Source organism: Bradyrhizobium icense (assembly GCF_001693385.1).
GTDB classification, from domain to species: domain Bacteria; phylum Pseudomonadota; class Alphaproteobacteria; order Rhizobiales; family Xanthobacteraceae; genus Bradyrhizobium; species Bradyrhizobium icense.
In genome coordinates this window covers 533673-549270 of sequence record NZ_CP016428.1, presented here as the reverse complement: position 1 = coordinate 549270, position 15598 = coordinate 533673, and the positions used below count along the sequence as shown (strand labels likewise).

The 15598-nt window shown below is 63.6% G+C and carries 17 protein-coding genes and 1 tRNA gene; 16 read left to right on the top strand and 2 right to left on the bottom strand.

Going from position 1 to position 15598, the window contains the following annotated elements; translation table 11 throughout:
- Window positions 1-2: 2 nt before the first annotated feature.
- From LMTR13_RS02650 to LMTR13_RS43490, 9 genes are all read left to right on the top strand, one after another.
- Entirely contained in the window at window positions 3-917 is a 915-nt protein-coding gene (locus LMTR13_RS02650) for a hypothetical protein (protein WP_156795396.1), read from the top strand.
- Between the two features lie 170 nt (window positions 918-1087).
- The gene (locus tag LMTR13_RS02645) at window positions 1088-1681 is read left to right on the top strand and encodes a methyltransferase family protein (RefSeq protein WP_335622095.1); all 594 of its coding nucleotides are present in this window, start codon (window positions 1088-1090) and stop codon (window positions 1679-1681) included.
- A 139-nt stretch (window positions 1682-1820) separates the two neighbouring features.
- Window positions 1821-2105, top strand: a complete 285-nt coding sequence (locus LMTR13_RS02640; protein ID WP_065732368.1) for a GYD domain-containing protein — start codon at window positions 1821-1823, stop codon at window positions 2103-2105.
- 268 nt (window positions 2106-2373) lie between these two features.
- Entirely contained in the window at window positions 2374-2982 is a 609-nt protein-coding gene (locus LMTR13_RS02635; protein ID WP_065726550.1) for a gamma carbonic anhydrase family protein, read from the top strand.
- A 60-nt stretch (window positions 2983-3042) separates the two neighbouring features.
- Window positions 3043-3918 (top strand): alpha/beta fold hydrolase, encoded by an 876-nt coding sequence (locus LMTR13_RS02630; RefSeq protein WP_065726549.1) that lies wholly within the window; start codon window positions 3043-3045, stop codon window positions 3916-3918.
- 421 nt (window positions 3919-4339) lie between these two features.
- Window positions 4340-6067, top strand: coding sequence for an ATP-dependent Clp protease adaptor ClpS (locus LMTR13_RS02625; protein ID WP_065726548.1), 1728 nt, complete (start codon window positions 4340-4342; stop codon window positions 6065-6067).
- Between the two features lie 159 nt (window positions 6068-6226).
- The gene (locus tag LMTR13_RS02620) at window positions 6227-6607 is read left to right on the top strand and encodes a hypothetical protein (protein WP_065726547.1); all 381 of its coding nucleotides are present in this window, start codon (window positions 6227-6229) and stop codon (window positions 6605-6607) included.
- A gap of 174 nt (window positions 6608-6781) precedes the next feature.
- Window positions 6782-7063 carry a type II toxin-antitoxin system ParD family antitoxin gene (locus tag LMTR13_RS02615; RefSeq protein ID WP_065726546.1) on the top strand — a complete coding sequence of 94 codons (282 nt, stop codon included), beginning with the start codon at window positions 6782-6784 and terminating at the stop codon, window positions 7061-7063.
- A 5-nt stretch (window positions 7064-7068) separates the two neighbouring features.
- The gene (locus tag LMTR13_RS43490) at window positions 7069-7512 is read left to right on the top strand and encodes a type II toxin-antitoxin system RelE/ParE family toxin (RefSeq protein ID WP_083218627.1); all 444 of its coding nucleotides are present in this window, start codon (window positions 7069-7071) and stop codon (window positions 7510-7512) included.
- On the opposite strand, the gene LMTR13_RS02610 is transcribed toward LMTR13_RS43490, so the two are convergent.
- Both LMTR13_RS02610 and LMTR13_RS02605 read right to left on the bottom strand, forming a co-directional pair.
- Window positions 7483-7559 (bottom strand) — tRNA-Arg (locus LMTR13_RS02610). The two genes, LMTR13_RS43490 and LMTR13_RS02610, sit on opposite strands and share 30 nt — an antisense overlap.
- Window positions 7560-7839: 280 nt before the next feature.
- On the bottom strand, window positions 7840-9318 hold the full coding sequence (locus LMTR13_RS02605; protein WP_065726545.1) for an ATP-binding protein: 1479 nt from the start codon (window positions 9316-9318) through the stop codon (window positions 7840-7842).
- 414 nt (window positions 9319-9732) lie between these two features.
- Between LMTR13_RS02605 and rpmH the strand changes: the two genes are divergently transcribed.
- The 7 genes from rpmH to LMTR13_RS02570 all read left to right on the top strand — a co-directional run bounded on the left by rpmH (window position 9733) and on the right by LMTR13_RS02570 (window position 15570).
- Window positions 9733-9867 carry a 50S ribosomal protein L34 gene (gene rpmH / locus LMTR13_RS02600; protein WP_008542748.1) on the top strand — a complete coding sequence of 45 codons (135 nt, stop codon included), beginning with the start codon at window positions 9733-9735 and terminating at the stop codon, window positions 9865-9867.
- Window positions 9868-9894: 27 nt separating this feature from the next.
- A complete protein-coding gene (rnpA, locus tag LMTR13_RS02595; RefSeq protein ID WP_065726544.1) occupies window positions 9895-10257 on the top strand; it encodes a ribonuclease P protein component in 363 nt (120 codons plus the stop codon).
- A gap of 19 nt (window positions 10258-10276) precedes the next feature.
- Window positions 10277-12154, top strand: coding sequence for a membrane protein insertase YidC (yidC, locus tag LMTR13_RS02590; RefSeq protein ID WP_065726543.1), 1878 nt, complete (start codon window positions 10277-10279; stop codon window positions 12152-12154).
- Between the two features lie 161 nt (window positions 12155-12315).
- Window positions 12316-12966, top strand: a complete 651-nt coding sequence (gene yihA, locus LMTR13_RS02585; protein ID WP_065732367.1) for a ribosome biogenesis GTP-binding protein YihA/YsxC — start codon at window positions 12316-12318, stop codon at window positions 12964-12966.
- Window positions 12966-13337: a DUF423 domain-containing protein gene (locus LMTR13_RS02580; RefSeq protein ID WP_065726542.1), complete on the top strand. Its 372-nt coding sequence runs from the start codon at window positions 12966-12968 to the stop codon at window positions 13335-13337. Before yihA ends, LMTR13_RS02580 begins: the two co-directional genes overlap by 1 nt.
- 260 nt (window positions 13338-13597) lie before the next feature.
- Window positions 13598-14494, top strand: coding sequence for an acetylglutamate kinase (argB, locus tag LMTR13_RS02575; protein WP_065726541.1), 897 nt, complete (start codon window positions 13598-13600; stop codon window positions 14492-14494).
- Between the two features lie 89 nt (window positions 14495-14583).
- Window positions 14584-15570, top strand: a complete 987-nt coding sequence (locus tag LMTR13_RS02570) for a DUF1036 domain-containing protein (protein ID WP_065732366.1) — start codon at window positions 14584-14586, stop codon at window positions 15568-15570.
- The last annotated feature ends 28 nt before the right edge of the window (window positions 15571-15598 follow it).

The following is a 15598-nucleotide window of genomic DNA, read 5'->3' as shown; positions in this document are numbered from 1 at the left end:
CCATGGCCGAAGCTGTCAAGAACGCCCGCCGCTCCGACGAAGCCGAGCGCAGCCGTCATCTCGCGGCAACCGAATCGGTTGCTTTCGCCACCATGCTGCTCGGCCTGCTCAACGACGCCGATACCGTGCTGCACCGCCTGGAGCACGAGCCGGCGCGCGCGGCAGAGCCGGCGGCCCCGCCTCTGCATCCAGCCGAGGCCGTCCCGGCAGCGCTGGTGCCGGCCGATCCCGCACCCGGCCGTGAGGACCAGCATGCCGGCACGATCGAATCTCCAGCGGCCGATATTACGCCTGCGGTCCACGCCACGGCGACGAACCAGCCAGCGGATGCGGGCGCGAGGCTCGCCGACGTTCCCTCGGCTGAAGTGCTCGCCACACAGCCTTTTGCATCGACGCCCGTACTATCCAGCTTCAGCGCAGTGCTGGATCACGCGCCATCAGCAGGCGCGAGCAACGCGCCGTCCGGCAGCCCCATGGCACCCTCGCTCGATCTGGGCGCATCCATTCACAATCTTGCAGACAGCCTCACCGGCATCGTCGACACAGCGCTTGCAACGGTGTCGGGTACGATCGCAAACGTGAGCGCCACCGTGGGGCAACTGACGACGACCCTGACCGGCACCGCGAGCCATCTCCTCAATGGCTTGACCGGCACGGTGACCGGCCTGATGCATGACGCACCGGCCACCAGCCTGCTCGAGCCCCTGACGACGAACCTTTCCGGCCTGACGTCGAGCACAACCGATTCTTCCAGCGCCGCGCAGCACGACATACCGCTGCTCGACACCGCGGGCGCGATACCAACGTCGCTGCTGCATCCGATCCCGCTGCAGCTCGGCTTTCTCGGCCAGCCGACCATGGACGGCCACGAGCCGCACGACGGCGCATTCTCGGCGCTGGGGGTGCATCATTTCTGAGACAGCGACGGCAGCAACGGCTAATTCTACTGCGTCCTCATGGTGAGGAGTGCGAAGTGCGTCTCCGGACGATGCCTCGCATCGCGCTGCGCGACCGGCTCCTCCGGCCTTGTCCAGTCTTGTACCGACCTGCCGCGCCACGGCCGACGAAGAGGCGCTATTGCTTGACCGTGGCGCTGCCGTGGCTCGCCACGCGCTCCAACAGGCAAATCTCGCTGTCTGATTTTGCGCCCACACTTGCAAATCGTCTTCAGCGGCCCCATCAAGAGGAGTGCAGGTTTACCGGTCCCGCCATGGCTGACACGGCCGATACCGCCAATGTCATTGTCCGGCCGCCGATCGCGTGGGCGCTCGCGGTGCTTGCCGGATTCGCGCTCAACTGGCTCATGCCCTTGCCGTTCTTGCCGGCCGCGCTGCCTGCAGGCTGGCTGGGCGCGATAGTGTTTGCGCTTGCGCTGGCGCTATTCGGGTGGGCGATCTCTACCATGACCCGGGCCGGCTCGAACGTGCCCACCAACCTGCCAACGACGACCATCGTGGATACTGGCCCCTACCGCTTCACGCGCAATCCCATCTATCTCGGCATGGTGCTGGGGCTCATCGGCCTGGCCATTGCCTTCAACAATTTCTGGCTGTTGATGACGCTGGCGCCTTTCGCGCTGGTCATCCGCCACGGTGTGATCGCCCGCGAAGAAGCCTATCTCGAACGCAAATTCGGGGACGTCTATCGCCGCTACTGCGCGCGGGTACGGCGCTGGCTGTAGCGCTTGCCGGCCAGATAGGGGGCCGGGGAGCCCTACAGCCAGTGTTCCGGCTACGCAGAATGGCATGGGCATGGGCCGCCGGAAGGCGTATAATCGCGTGGTCCTTCGCGCAACTGATCGACATCACGTGGAGGTGGCCATGAAATATGTGCTGCTTGGTAATCTGAGCCCGGAGTGGGCAAGCAAGCAATCGGAGCGGATCGGCAAGGCCAAGGCAAAACTCGACAAGCTGGGCATCAAGGTCGAGTCGATCCACTACACGCAGGGCTACTACGATTTCGTCGATATCGTCGATGCCCCGAATGAGGGGGCGATGCTCGCGTTCTCCGTCTGGTACACGACGCAAGGTCTGGGGCGGGTCCAAAGCATGCCGGCCTTCGACGCCAAGACCTTCGAAGCCGCGATCAAGGACGCGGGCGCCTAAGCGCCGGTAGTGGCTCACAACATTCTTCCCAGGCGCGGTAGCACGGAGCGCAGAACCGGAGGAGTGTGTCGCGCCCTCCTTTCGCGAGAAAATGCGGAGGCCTTGCGAATAGCCGGGCTTCCCCGCTGGAGCTTGGCTCATCTGGCTCCAAATTCCCCGTGCAATTTCGGCGGCTCGATGCGGCGATTGCGAACGGCAGGTGGGCCTCCGCGCTGCGGAACTCGCACTGGTCTGGCCTATTAGTCTCTTCCAGACAGGAGTCCGCCCCATGCTTATCGAGCATCAGAACAAGCGGCCGAACATCGATCCGACTGCCTATGTGGCCCCGACGGCGGTGATCTGCGGTGATGTGACGATCGGTCCGCGCACGCACGTCTCGTTCGGGGCGGTGATCGAGGCGCATGGCGCGCCGGTTCGGATCGGCGCCCAGTGCGTCGTGCGCGAGAACCTCAATATCCGCAGCACGAGCCGGAACGCCGTCAGGATCGGCGACCATGTCCTGATCGGGCCGCTGTCTTCGCTCAAGGGCTGCATCGTCGAGGACGAGTGTTTTCTGGCGACGGGCGTCAAAATCTATCAAGGCGCGGTCATCAGGCGGCGCACCGAGGTTCGCATCGACGGCGTGGTCCACGTGCGCAGCGTGCTGCCGCCGAACTCGCTCGTCCCGATCAAATGGGTGGCAGTCGGTGATCCCGCTCAGATGTTCCCGCCCGACAAGCACGAGGAGATCGACGCCATCCTGAGCAAGATGAACTTCCCCGAAGAGGTCTACGGGCTGGAGCGCCAGACCGGCAGCGGCGTCGACATGGACATGAAGGAAGTCACCCGACGCGTGACGAGCGGGCTCGCCGATCATCGCGACGACCGGGAGCCGTAGCGCTCCGTTCCGGTCGCGCCGCTTGCGAGTGATCAATCGGTCAAGGAGAGGAGTCCGGACATGCGCCCACCGATCCGTCAACGACTTCGCCTGTCCGGAGGCACGGAGTTGTCCTTCATCACGGCAGGTGACGCGTCCAGGCCGGCGGTGCTGCTCCTGCACGGCTTTCCGGGCTCGGCGGGCTATTTTCGTGAAATCGTGCCCGAGCTGTCGCAGGCCGCGTACGTGATCGCGCCGGATCTGCCTGGCTTCGGCAAGTCGGACGTTCTGCCGTCGCCCTCGTTTCCCGCCTTTGGCGGGGCCATCTCGAAGTTGCTGGATCGGCTCGCGGTCGGGCCGCGTTACATCTACCTTCATGATTTCGGCGCGCCGGTGGGGTTTCACATCGCCATGCAGGCGCCGGAACAAGTCTTGGGCCACATCGTCCAGAACGCCAACGCTCATCGAACCGGGCTCGGGTCGCAATGGGCCCCGGTGATGGACTACTGGTCGCATCCAAGCCCGGAGAACGAGGCGGCTGCGACCGCGCATCTGACATTCGAGGGCGTTCGCAACGGGTATCTCGGCGGGATGCCGCCGGACCTGGCGCGAGTCCCGGCCGAAAGCTGGGAGGAGGACTGGCGGGTGATGCAGTTGCCGGGCCGGATGGACACGCAGCGCGCGCTCGTCAGGGACTACGGAAACTACGTCGCCCGGTTCGATGAAATCGCCGCATATCTCGAACGATGGCAGCCGCCTTCTCTGATGATCTGGGCGCGCCACGATCCCTTCTTCGACCTCGCCGAGATCCTGTCATGGATGCGGGCGCTGCCGAGGATGGAAGCCCATGTTCTCGACGCCGGCCATAAGCTGCTCGAGACGCACGCCGAACCAGCACTCTCCCTCATGATGGAGTTCATCAGGCGAACACAAGAGAGACCTGCGCAACTTCCCTAAGACAACGCCTGCGAGCTTATCCCAAGGCCCTTTCAGGGCCGGTGCGAACGCCGAAACCCCGCCATGGTCCCTAGCAGTAACTTCACGCTCGACTGTACGGTGAAGAGTCGAGAATGCTGATCGTAGTTTTGAGAACGTTGGGAAGCTGTAACGTTGGTCTGACACTGCGGGCCAGCGGCTAGAACTTTTGCTTCGCTGTGGCGCTATGATGCGGTCACCTGGGACACGCTGCAGCCCGAAAATATCGGATAGCATCACCCGAATCCGGCACGACGCAAGTTTTCTTCTGCGTTGAATCCAGAGGACGGCGATCCACTCTTGAACGACCGATGCACCGTGGCGGTTCTCTTACCGCTTGACGCGGCTCGCCGCCTATGTTCTCTTTTTGTTCTTGGGCAGCGCGTAGGAGATCTTTCCTTTCATGGATGACATTTGCACCGACGTCAGGTCCATCACGCTCTTCATTCATAATGACGACGATACGCCCGTCGAATTCGTCCGGCAGCTCCTTCGCAGCGTCTTCGGCAAGTCGGAACGGGAAGCGATCGCATTCACCGCGCTGATCGAGAACGAAGAGAAGGTGGCCTGCGGCCCCTACCCGAGCCCGGTCGCCAAGGCGCTGCTGGATTCGGCACGGCAAAGCATCAGCGCCGCCGGTCATGGTTTGCTGATCACGAGCGAAACCGCGACCACGAACGGCGCATGCGATCTTTGCGGAGCACCGGCGACTGGCAGTGAAATCCCGCTCGCCGGCAGGACAGCGTGCCTCTGCAACAGTTGCCTGCTTGACGTCAGGCGCGCGTCGGAGGCCGTGCCCGGAGACGAGTTCAAATACGCCTGGCTCGCGCTTGACTGGCACTTTGCCGGAATCCCGCGGAACCAACTGGTGACGAGAGCGCGGCAGTTTCCCGACCACATGCGCGCCGACGTCCAGGTTGCGGTCGACAAGTTGCTCGCCTCGCCTCTGCACTTCTTCGGCATTCACGAGGAATATCGCTATGAGACGCTGGCATTTGCGGCCCTGATGAAGGATGGCCGGAACGCACCCGCGCTTGCGCCGCCGCAATACCACGACGTCGAGATCGGTGAAGCGCAGCCGGTGAAATGCCTGCATAACGGCCTGTGGCTGTGCAGGGCCGGCGAGCTCCGCTACGCCGTGCTGCTTTCGTTTCATCGCGAATACCAGCATGACGCTGCGATACGCATCGAGATCGCCGTGCCGGCCGGCGCCGCCGGCGACGCATTGGTGCAACGTTCGTTCGCCGAGCTCGAAGAGGCGGTGCACGCCGCGCGTTCCTATCGCGGCAAGATCCTTTCGCTCGAAGGTGGATCCGACTATCGCGGACGGTCGAGCGGGGTCATGGTGCACCGGCTGCCGGCAGTCGGGCGTGAGGAAGTCATCTTGCCCGAACAGACGCTGAAGCTGCTCGATCGCAACGTCATGGGCTTTGTCGGCAATCGCGCGGCGCTTCGCAAGCTGGGCCAATCGACCCGCAAGGGCATCCTGCTTTACGGCCCGCCGGGCACCGGCAAGACGCACACGATCCGTTACCTCGCGACCAATTTGCCCGGACATACGACGTTGATCATCACGGCCGAGCAGGTGGGGTTGCTCGGCGCCTATATGAAGCTGGCGCGCCTGTTGCAGCCGACGATGGTAGTGATCGAAGACGTCGACCTCATCGCCCGCGATCGCGAAGAGATGGGATCGTGTGAAGAGCCGCTGCTCAACAAGCTGCTCAACGAAATGGACGGGCTGAAGGAAGATTCCGACATCCTGTTCGTCCTCACCACCAACCGGCCGGAGCAGCTTGAAGGCGCGCTGGCCGGCCGGCCCGGACGCATCGACCAGGCGATCGAAGTGCCGCTGCCCGACGGCATCGGCCGCAGCAAGCTTGTTCAGCTCTATGGCAAGGACCTGCCGATGGATCAGACCATCATTGATGAGACCGTGAACCGCACTAACGGCGTCAGCGCCGCGTTCATCAAGGAACTGATGCGGCGTATCGCGCAAGCGAGCATTTTTCGGGATGGCGGTTCGACGGTCGAATCCGGCGACATCAGCGAAGCGCTGGACGACATGTTGTTCACTGGCGGCAGACTCAACGTCACGCTGCTCGGCGGGGCGCAGGAAATGGCAGGCCCTTGATCGGACTTGGCTTGTGCGGCGGAATAAGGCGGCACATGCTTTGCTCGATGAAACCGATTGAAGGAAGGTTTCATCAAGTCGACGATCCCAGTGCCAGGTAGAACAGGTTTGACCTGCTACATGCCATGAACCCAATCCCAGTCGTCTGAGCCGGCGGCCATGAGCGTTTCAGCCGACGCCCTGTACAAAATGTCCGAGGTCGAATTGCTGGCGGCCTATGTAGATGCACGGCGACAGTTCGTCGAAAAGAAGTTCGCGCGCGATACGCAGCGGGCGCGGCTGGAGTGGCTCAGAGCCAAAATGTTCGTCGGCAGCCCGGGCCGGGTCACCGAGCGCAACATGGCTATCGGCGTTTCCGAGGAAATCGCGCGCAAGGGTCAGGAACTGCGCGAGATGACGCGAGAGCTCGATCTGCTCAAGGTCGATGTCGACGTCATCGGAACGTCATTCGATCCCGCGGCGCGCCGGCACTGGTCGCCGCACAAGCGGAAGACGCGGTTCAGGGCGACGCCGAGCGCGAAGGCGCGCCGCGGCCGATGAAGATGGGCACTATTGTTTCGCCGTGGCGCTGTGATGCTGCGGCCCGCTGTGCGACCAAACCGAAAGGCAGCGACGGACTGCGACTTTGTGCAGTCCCGCCCGCGCGACACACTGATCGAAGTTGGCAAACTTTGCCATAGATGCTACAGCCTCCCGACGTCCGGGAGAACAGCAATGCCCACTCGCAATATCAGCCTGACCGACGAGCAGGACGCTTTCGTTGAAAAAGTTGTGAAAGCAGGAGAGTATCAGAATGCAAGCGAAGCGGTACGCGACGCGCTCCGCGTGCTGCAGCAGCGGCGTCGCGAAGATGCGCTGAAACTGAAGGCCCTGCGCGTCCAGATCAAGGCCGGCGTCGATGCGCTTGATCGGGGAGATTTTGTCGAAGTGGATGACGCCGAGCTCGACGACTATCTCGAAGGATTGACGGCTCCCTCGGACAAACCGCCGCGCTGATCCGGATGGCGCGCTTCCGCCTTTCATTGTTGGCGCGAGCCGACCTTGCGCAAATCCTCGCTGTCAGTGCTGAACGATGGGGACTCGAAGGCAGGCGCCGCTATGCGGCGCTCCTCACGGCTGCCATGCGCAAAGCCGCGGCTCAACCGGACGGTGCGGCGACGCGCGACCGCGCCGAGTTGTCTCGTGGCGTTCGGAGCCTTCACCTTCGATATGCGCGTGTCGGCGACGGCGAGACGAGAGTGAGCCAGCCTGTGCACGTTCTATTCTACCGCGTCGTTCGGCCGGGCCACGTGGAGATCGTAAGGGTGCTCCACGAGCGGATGGAGCCAAAGCCGGCACTTGGGTGCGGAGCACGACGAATGAGGTACCGCGGAGCAAGACCGGCGGTGATCGGCGGCAATATCGCAGTTTTGAAGTGGCGCGCCCGAAGAGATTCGAACTCCTGACCCCCAGATTCGTAGTCTGGTGCTCTATCCAGCTGAGCTACGGGCGCGTTTTTCGCTTGGCATTTGGGCTTTAAGGAGCCCGGATGCGTCCGACAAAGGCCTCGGACGGTCGCGAAAGAGCGCTTTAGCTACCCGCTCCGGCTTCGCTTTGCAAGGTGGAGAAGTGCAATCGGGGGACCAATTCCGGGCGGAATTCCATCATTCGGGGACGGACGATGGCCCGAACCTCAGATGCGCCCTGCACATTGGGGAATCTCATGCCATTACTTCTGGACGTTCGGGTTCGATGTTTCTCATCATCCCGGAATGACATGTAATATCAATTACTTACGCCCGTGCCCGCTCGTTGCGGACGCTCTGCAGTTCCACCGGACGGTCGGGGATCGAGACGCGGAAGGTGGCGCCGATGGTGCCTTCGACCAGATGAATGTCGCCGCCATGGGCGCGGACCAGTTCGGCGGCAATCGCCAGGCCCAGCCCGCTGCCGCCCTGGCGGCCGGAGGTCTGGAACGCCTCGAACAGGTGCTCGCGCGCCTTTGCCGGCACGCCCGGACCGGTGTCGGAAACCTCGATGATCGCGACCGAGCCTTCGCGGCGGCCGGTGATGCGGATCTGCAAAGTTGCGGCGTCGCCCTTGGGGCGGTTGTCGAGCGCCTGCACCGCGTTGCGTACCAGGTTGAGCAGCACGCGAAAGAGCTGGTCGGGATCGGCGTCGATCGAAAGCCCGCGCTCGATGGCGTTGATCCAGGTGATCGAGGCGTCGGCGGCGAGCCCGGCGGATTCGCGCACCTCGGTCACCACGGGTTCGACCTGGATCATGCGGCGGTCGGGCTCGGCTTCCTGGGCGCGGCCATAGGACAGCGTCGACTGGCAGAAGTCGATGGCGCGCTCCAGCGAGCGCATCAGTTTCGGCGCAAAGCGCTGCACCCGTGGATCTGGCACGCTGGCCAATTGGTCCGACAGCAATTGCGAGGACGCCAGAAGATTGCGCAGATCATGGTTGATCTTCGACACTGCAAGCCCGAGCGCGGCGAGCCGGCTCTTCTGGGAGAGCATCGAGACGAGGTCGCGCTGCATGTCGGACAGCTCGCGCTCGACAACGCCGATCTCGTCGCCGCGCTGGCTCGGCACGATGATGCGGGCCGCGCTTTCGGGGTTCTCGTGGAAGCCGACGAGATTGGCGGTTAGCCGGCGCATCGGGCGGACGAACAGATAATGCAGCGCGAGGTAAACCAGCCCCGCGGCGAGCATCGCGATCCCCAGCGAGACCAGCAGCAGATTGCTGGAAAACCGGTACATCGCCAGCCGCAACGGCTTTTCGTCGACCACGACCTCGATGAAGTGCGCGCCCCCGGGCGCGGGTCCTACCACGCGGATGGTCTGGTTGCCGGTATCCACCATGGTCTCAAAGGATTCCACGATCGCGGACCACACCGTCAGGGTGCGCATGTCGATATCGCGATCGATCGCCGCCGGCAGGTTGGCGCTGGCGAGCAGCCGGCGCTGTTGTCCCATCTTGATGGCAACGGCGCGCGCGCCGACGCTGGTCAGGATCTGGCGCGCCAGCGAATCCGGGACCATTCCCAATGGGGCCGCATCCAGCACCAAAGCAGCAGTGTTGGCCGCCGCCAGGCGGTCGTTCAGCCGGTTGGTCCAGAAATTCGCGATCGACGGCACGTAGATCATCAAGAGCGCGATCATCACCAGCGGGATCGTCAGCAGCAGCAGCTTGCCGGACAGGCCGAGCCGCCGCTGGGCCGGGGGCCGCGGTGCTTGAAGGGTCGGCTGGTCGTCGGTCGCTGACACGAATATCCGCCTTGATATCTCTGCTTTTGGAGCCGGACCCAAGCCCCCCGGGCCCAAATCGGTCGGTATCGCGATTCCGAGGATGCGTTTGGGCGACCTAGCGGTCAAATTACCGATCGCTAATGTCCTGTGGTTCCGAGGGCCCGGGCGTGCCGCGGTCTTGCCCCTGAAAACCCCACGAAAACAGATATATTCGCCCCAATTGCGACGTTTCAAAGAACGCCTGATGCGGCAACCCCCGACATTGACGAAAACAGGTCGCTCCCGTATAAGCCGCGCCAATTGTCCGCGATGGCCCGGTTTCACCGGGGGCGGCTCGCTTTGGGCCGTAAATGGCCCGTTTTCGGGCCGGCCCGCATCATCGGACGCATCTCAATCCAACAGGCAAATTGCCCGGTCAGCGGAGAACTACCCGTGAAGCGGACTTATCAACCCAGCAAACTGGTGCGCAAGCGCCGTCACGGCTTCCGCGCCCGTCTCGCCACTGCCGGCGGCCGCAAAGTTCTCGCCGCCCGCCGTGCGCGCGGCCGCAAGCGTCTGAGCGCCTGAGCCGGATCCTTTCCGGAGATTTCATTCATGGATCGGCTGAGGCAGCGGGCGGACTTTCTCGCCGTTGCCAATGGCACGCGGGCCAACAGCGCTGCCTTCGTGGTGCAGGGCCGGGCCCGCGACGATGACGGCCCGATCCGAGTAGGCTTCACCGTTACCAAAAAGAACGGTACTGCTACCGAGCGCAATCGCATCCGGCGCCGGCTTCGCGAACTGGTGAAGCGGCTGGACGTCATATCAATGCGACCGCACCATGATTATGTGCTGGTAGGCCGTCGCGCCGCGCTCACCCGCGACTTCGCAACCATGCTCGACGATCTCCGCTCGGCGCTGCATCGCCTCGACCGGCAGCCGGCGACACGAGGCGGCGCGAGCCGCAAAATGACCTAAATGGCGAGACCCCAAAACGATGACCGATAATCGCAACACTATCCTCGCCGTCATTCTGTCCGGCCTCGTGCTGATCGCCTGGCAATATTTCTACAACATGCCGCAGATGGAGCGGCAGCGCGCGCAGAGCCAGACCCAGGCCGAGCTCAGCAAGTCGTCGCCGCAGACGGCGCCGGGCTCGACTACGCCGCAACCGGGCTCAACGCCCTCCGCCACCACACCGGCCGGCCAGCCGGGCGCGGCCGCGCCCGTCGTCAGCCGCGACGCGGCGATTTCCGCCTCGCCCCGCATCAAGATCGAGACGCCGCGGGTCTCCGGCAGCATCTCGCTGAAAGGCGCGCGCATCGACGATCTCTCGCTGGAGAAATTCCGCGATACCGTCGACCCGAAATCGCCCGCGATCGTGCTGTTTTCGCCGTCGAACACCGCGCACCCCTATTACGCTGAGTTCGGCTGGGTCGCTGCCCCGGGCTCGACGGCGCGGCTTCCCGATCGCGATACGGTGTGGCAGCAGGAGGGTTCCGGCGGCCTGACGCCCAGCAACCCGGTGACGCTCAAATACGACAACGGCGAAGGCCTCACCTTCCGCCGCACCATTGCGATGGACGACCGCTATCTCTTCACCATCAAGGACGACGTCACCAATGCCGGCAGCGCGCCGGTCACGCTCTATCCGTTCGCACTGATCTCGCGCCACGGCACGCCGGAAGTCTCCGGCTACTACATCCTGCACGAAGGCCTGATCGGCTATCTCGGCGACAAGGGCCTGCAGGAACACGGCTACAAGGCCGTCGCCGAGGCGCCTGTTCTGGGCAATGGCGGGCGCGGCTTCGAGTTCAATGTGACGAATGGCTGGCTCGGCATCACCGACAAGTATTGGGCCGCGGCGCTGTTGCCCGACACGTCGGCGCGCCTCAAGGCTCGCTTCCTCGCCGAACCTGGCGCCAAGGTCCGTTATCAGGCCGACTACCTGCAGGATCCGCAGACCATTGCGATCGGCGGCACCGGCAGCGCCAATGCGCGGCTGTTTGCGGGGGCCAAGGAAGCCGGCGTCGTCGGCATCAATTTCCCGCTCGCCGGCCACGGCGGCTATAACAAGCAGCTCGGGCTCAACCATTTCGACCTGTTGATCGACTGGGGCTGGTTCTACTTCATCACCAAGCCGATGTTCCTGGCGCTCGATTACTTCTTCCATCTGTTCGGCAATTTCGGCGTCTCCATTCTGCTGGTGACCCTGCTGATCAAGCTTTTGTTCTTCCCGCTCGCCAACAAGTCCTACGAGTCGATGGCGAAGATGAAGTCGGTGCAACCGCAACTGCAGGCGCTGAAGGACAAGTATCCCGACGACCGGCAAAAGCAGCAGCAGGAGATGATGGAGATCTACCGCAAGGAGAAGATCAACCCGATCGCCGGGTGTCTTCCGATCGCGCTGCAGATCCCGGTGTTCTTCTCGCTCTACAAGGTGCTGTTCGTCACCATCGAGATGCGGCACGCGCCGTTCTATGGCTGGATCAAGGATCTCTCGGCGGCCGACCCGACCAATCTGTTCAACCTGTTCGGTCTGCTGCCTTTCGATCCGACGCATATACCGGTGATCGGTTATTACCTCGCGCTCGGCGTCTGGCCGATCATCATGGGCATCACGATGTGGATTCAGATGAAGCTGAATCCGACGCCGCCGGATCCAACCCAGAAGATGATCTTCGACTGGATGCCGCTGATCTTCACCTTCATGCTGGCCGGCTTCCCGGCGGGTCTCGTGATCTACTGGGCCTGGAACAACCTGCTCTCGGTGATCCAGCAGAGCTACATCATGCGCAAGAACGGCGTGAAGGTGGAGCTGCTCGACAATCTCAAGGCGACGTTCACGCCGAAGAAGGCAGCCGAGAAAACGTGACGACTTCCAATTGTGGTCGCAACTCTATCCAAGACGTCATGCCCGGGCTTGTCCCGGGCATCCACGTCTTAGGGCGATGAAAAAGAAAGACGTGGATGGCCGGGAGCGCAGACAAGTCTGCGCGAGGCAGCTCGGCCATGACGAATAATGGAAAGCGTCGCATGACCGCCGAAACCGATGCGGAGCTGATCGAGGAGGGCCGAAAACTCTTCGCCGGCGAATGGAAGTTCGTCTGGGCCTCGCCCTCGATCGAAACACTGCCGCCGATGGCGGGCATGGAAGTGGCGTTTGCCGGCCGCTCCAATGTCGGCAAATCGAGTCTGATCAACGCGCTCACGGGGCGCAACGCGCTGGCGCGCACCTCGCATACGCCGGGCCGCACCCAGGAACTGATCTTCTTCGAAGGGCCTGACAAGGCCGGGCTGCGGCTGGTCGACATGCCCGGCTATGGCTATGCCTCGGCGCCGAAGACCCAGGTCGCCTCCTGGACCAGGCTGATTCATCAATTCCTGCTGGGACGCGCCACGCTGGCGCGGGTCTATGTGCTGATCGACGCGCGCCACGGTATCAAGGATGTCGACAAGGACGTGCTGAAGACGCTGGACAAATCAGCCGTGAGCTATCACGTCGTGCTGACGAAAGCGGATCAGGTGAAGGCCGCCGAGCTTCAGAAGAATATCACCGAGACCGCGGCAGCGCTCGCCAAACATCCGGCGGCGTTTCCGGATGTATTGGTGACATCCTCGCGCACCGGTGCCGGCATGCCGGAATTGCGCGCCGCGATGGTGCGCCTGTTGCAGGAGCGCGGCTGATGAACCGCATCGGCCGCATCCTGATCGTGCTCGCTGCCATCATGGGCGCCGACGGCGTCATGCTGGCGGCCGCCTCCGCGCATGGCGCGGATGCGTCGCGGCTGGCGTCGGCATCCTCGATGTTGCTGTTTCACGCCAGCGCAATATTAGGCGCCGTCGCGTTGGCCGAGCGCGGGATCGTTCACGCGAAAATCGGCACCGCGGCCGCTTTCGGCTTTGTTCTCGCAGCGAGCCTGTTCGCCGGCGATTTGACGCTGCGGCACTATGCCGGGCATGGCCTCTTCCCGATGGCGGCACCGACCGGCGGCACGCTGCTGATTGCGAGCTGGCTGGCACTGGCCGTGGCGGCGGCCTGGCCGAAGCAGAGATAACGCCCGGATATCGTGTCCCGGACGCGGTGCAGCCTAGGCGATGCGTAGCATCGTCCGGCAACGCTGCTCCGCAGAGCCGGGACCCATGGCAGCGACATAGGCCCGGCTCTGCAGCGCACCGTCCGAGTCGCACGGAGCGCGATCCCGAACGCGCTGCGCTGCGTCCGGGGCACGAGCCTCTGCAAATTCCCCCACTTTGCGCCCTGCCCGCCAATCGGATAGAACCCGGCCCGACATCCGGAAATGGCGAGACCCGCTTCATGACCTCAGCGCAAGATATCAGCCCCCTCGATCAGGCCCGCATCCTGTCGGAAGCGCTGCCGCATATGCAGCAATATGACGAGGAAACCATCGTCATCAAATATGGCGGCCATGCCATGGGCGCGGAAGAAACCGCCAAGGCGTTTGCGCGCGACATCGTGCTTCTGGAGCAGACCGCGATCAACCCGGTGGTGGTGCATGGCGGCGGCCCGCAGATCGCGACCATGCTGAAGCGTCTCGGCATCCAGTCGGAATTCGCGGCCGGACTACGCATCACCGACGCCGCCACCATCGAAATCGTCGAGATGGTGCTGGCGGGCTCGGTGAACAAGCAGCTTGTCGGCTACATCAACGAAGCCGGCGGCAAGGCAGTCGGGCTCTCTGGCAAGGACGGCAACATGGTGAAGGCGACCAAGACGTCGCGGACCATGGTCGATCCGGATTCCAACATCGAAAAGGCGATCGACCTCGGCTTCGTCGGCGATCCCGACAAGGTCGATCTGACGCTGTTGAACCAGTTGATCGGCCATGAGCTGATCCCGGTGCTGGCGCCGCTGGCGACCTCGCATGACGGCCACACCCTCAACATCAACGCCGACACGTTTGCCGGCGCGGTGGCCGGTGCGCTGAAGGCCAAGCGGCTGCTGCTGCTGACCGACGTTCCCGGCGTGCTCGACAAGTCGAAGAAGCTGATTCCGGAGTTGTCGGTGAAGGACGCGCGAAAGCTGATCGCCGACGGCACGATTTCCGGCGGCATGATCCCGAAGGTGGAGACCTGCATCTACGCGCTGGAACAGGGCGTGCAGGGCGTCGTCATCATCGACGGCAAGATGCGGCACGCGGTCCTGCTCGAATTGTTCACCAATCAGGGCACGGGCACGCTGATCCACAAGTGATGAGCAAAGCGGCGGCGCGCATACGGGCCGTCATGGCCGACGAGCGGAGGGCATCGCGACGGCCGCGCTCAGCGTTTGCACGCTTCCTGATGTCGCTGCCGGCGGCCGCGATATCGCTGTTCGCTTCCTCGCTGCCCGCGTTCGCCGACTTGAAGCTTTGCAACCGCATGAGTTACGTCGTCGAGGCCGCGATCGGCATCGACGAAAAATCGGCGACCGCCACGCGCGGCTGGTTCCGGATCGATCCGGCCGCGTGCCGCGTGGTGCTGCAGGGCGCGCTGACTGCCGACCGCATTCTTTTGAATGCGCGGGCGCTCGGCGTCTACGGCGCCTCGCCGATCCCGCAGAACGGCAGCGACACGCTGTGCATCGCGCCCGACAATTTCGTCATCGCTGCTGCCCGCCAGTGCCGCGGCAACCAGACGCCGGCGTCGTTCACGCAAATCACGCCGACGCGGACCGACGACGGCAACCTCGTCGCCTATCTCGCCGAGGATTCCGAATATGACGACGAGCAGGCGCGGCTGGCCGGCATCCAGCGGCTTTTGGTGATTGCAGGCTACGACGCCGCTCCGATCGACGGCGTCGACGGGCCGAAGACGCAGGCCGCCCTGAGTGCCTTCCTGAAGAGCCGCGGGCTGGCAGCCGACATCGTGCAGTCGCAAAATTTCTTCGCCACCATGATCGACGCCGTGCAAAAGCCTTCCTCCACCGGGCTGACCTGGTGCAACGACACGCCGCACAAGATCATGGCGGCGGTCGCAACCGACGACGGCAAGGCGGTGACCAGCCGCGGCTGGTACCGCATCGATCCCGGCAAGTGCCTGCATCCCGACGTGATCGGCCAGCCCAAACAGGTGTACAGTTTCGCCGAAGCCGTCGACGGCGAAAGCCGCGCCATCAAGTACCGGGACAAGCCGCTGAACTGGGGCGGCCCGAAACAGCTCTGCACGCGCGAGAGCAAGTTCGAGATATCCGAACAGGGCGATTGCGGCACCCGCGGGCTTGCGGCAATCGGCTTTGCGCCGGTCGATATGAGCAGCGGCGGCCAGACGCTGCGATTTGCGATGCCGTGATGAAACGCAGGCCTCGCTCCATCGTCGT

What these genes read in the sequence shown, in the direction of transcription:
- LMTR13_RS02640 (WP_065732368.1), top strand. Translation starts at nt 1,821, where the DNA reads ATGAAATATGTGCTGCTTGGTAATCTGAGCCCGGAGTGGGCAAGCAAG.
- LMTR13_RS02650 (WP_156795396.1), top strand. Translation starts at nt 3, where the DNA reads ATGGCCGAAGCTGTCAAGAACGCCCGCCGCTCCGACGAAGCCGAGCGC.
- LMTR13_RS02570 (WP_065732366.1), top strand. Translation starts at nt 14,584, where the DNA reads ATGTCGCTGCCGGCGGCCGCGATATCGCTGTTCGCTTCCTCGCTGCCC.
- argB (WP_065726541.1), top strand. Translation starts at nt 13,598, where the DNA reads ATGACCTCAGCGCAAGATATCAGCCCCCTCGATCAGGCCCGCATCCTG.
- yihA (WP_065732367.1), top strand. Translation starts at nt 12,316, where the DNA reads ATGACCGCCGAAACCGATGCGGAGCTGATCGAGGAGGGCCGAAAACTC.
- LMTR13_RS02615 (WP_065726546.1), top strand. Translation starts at nt 6,782, where the DNA reads ATGCCCACTCGCAATATCAGCCTGACCGACGAGCAGGACGCTTTCGTT.
- LMTR13_RS02635 (WP_065726550.1), top strand. Translation starts at nt 2,374, where the DNA reads ATGCTTATCGAGCATCAGAACAAGCGGCCGAACATCGATCCGACTGCC.
- LMTR13_RS02625 (WP_065726548.1), top strand. Translation starts at nt 4,340, where the DNA reads ATGGATGACATTTGCACCGACGTCAGGTCCATCACGCTCTTCATTCAT.
- yidC (WP_065726543.1), top strand. Translation starts at nt 10,277, where the DNA reads ATGACCGATAATCGCAACACTATCCTCGCCGTCATTCTGTCCGGCCTC.
- LMTR13_RS02630 (WP_065726549.1), top strand. Translation starts at nt 3,043, where the DNA reads ATGCGCCCACCGATCCGTCAACGACTTCGCCTGTCCGGAGGCACGGAG.
- LMTR13_RS02580 (WP_065726542.1), top strand. Translation starts at nt 12,966, where the DNA reads ATGAACCGCATCGGCCGCATCCTGATCGTGCTCGCTGCCATCATGGGC.
- LMTR13_RS43490 (WP_083218627.1), top strand. Translation starts at nt 7,069, where the DNA reads ATGGCGCGCTTCCGCCTTTCATTGTTGGCGCGAGCCGACCTTGCGCAA.
- rnpA (WP_065726544.1), top strand. Translation starts at nt 9,895, where the DNA reads ATGGATCGGCTGAGGCAGCGGGCGGACTTTCTCGCCGTTGCCAATGGC.
- LMTR13_RS02620 (WP_065726547.1), top strand. Translation starts at nt 6,227, where the DNA reads ATGAGCGTTTCAGCCGACGCCCTGTACAAAATGTCCGAGGTCGAATTG.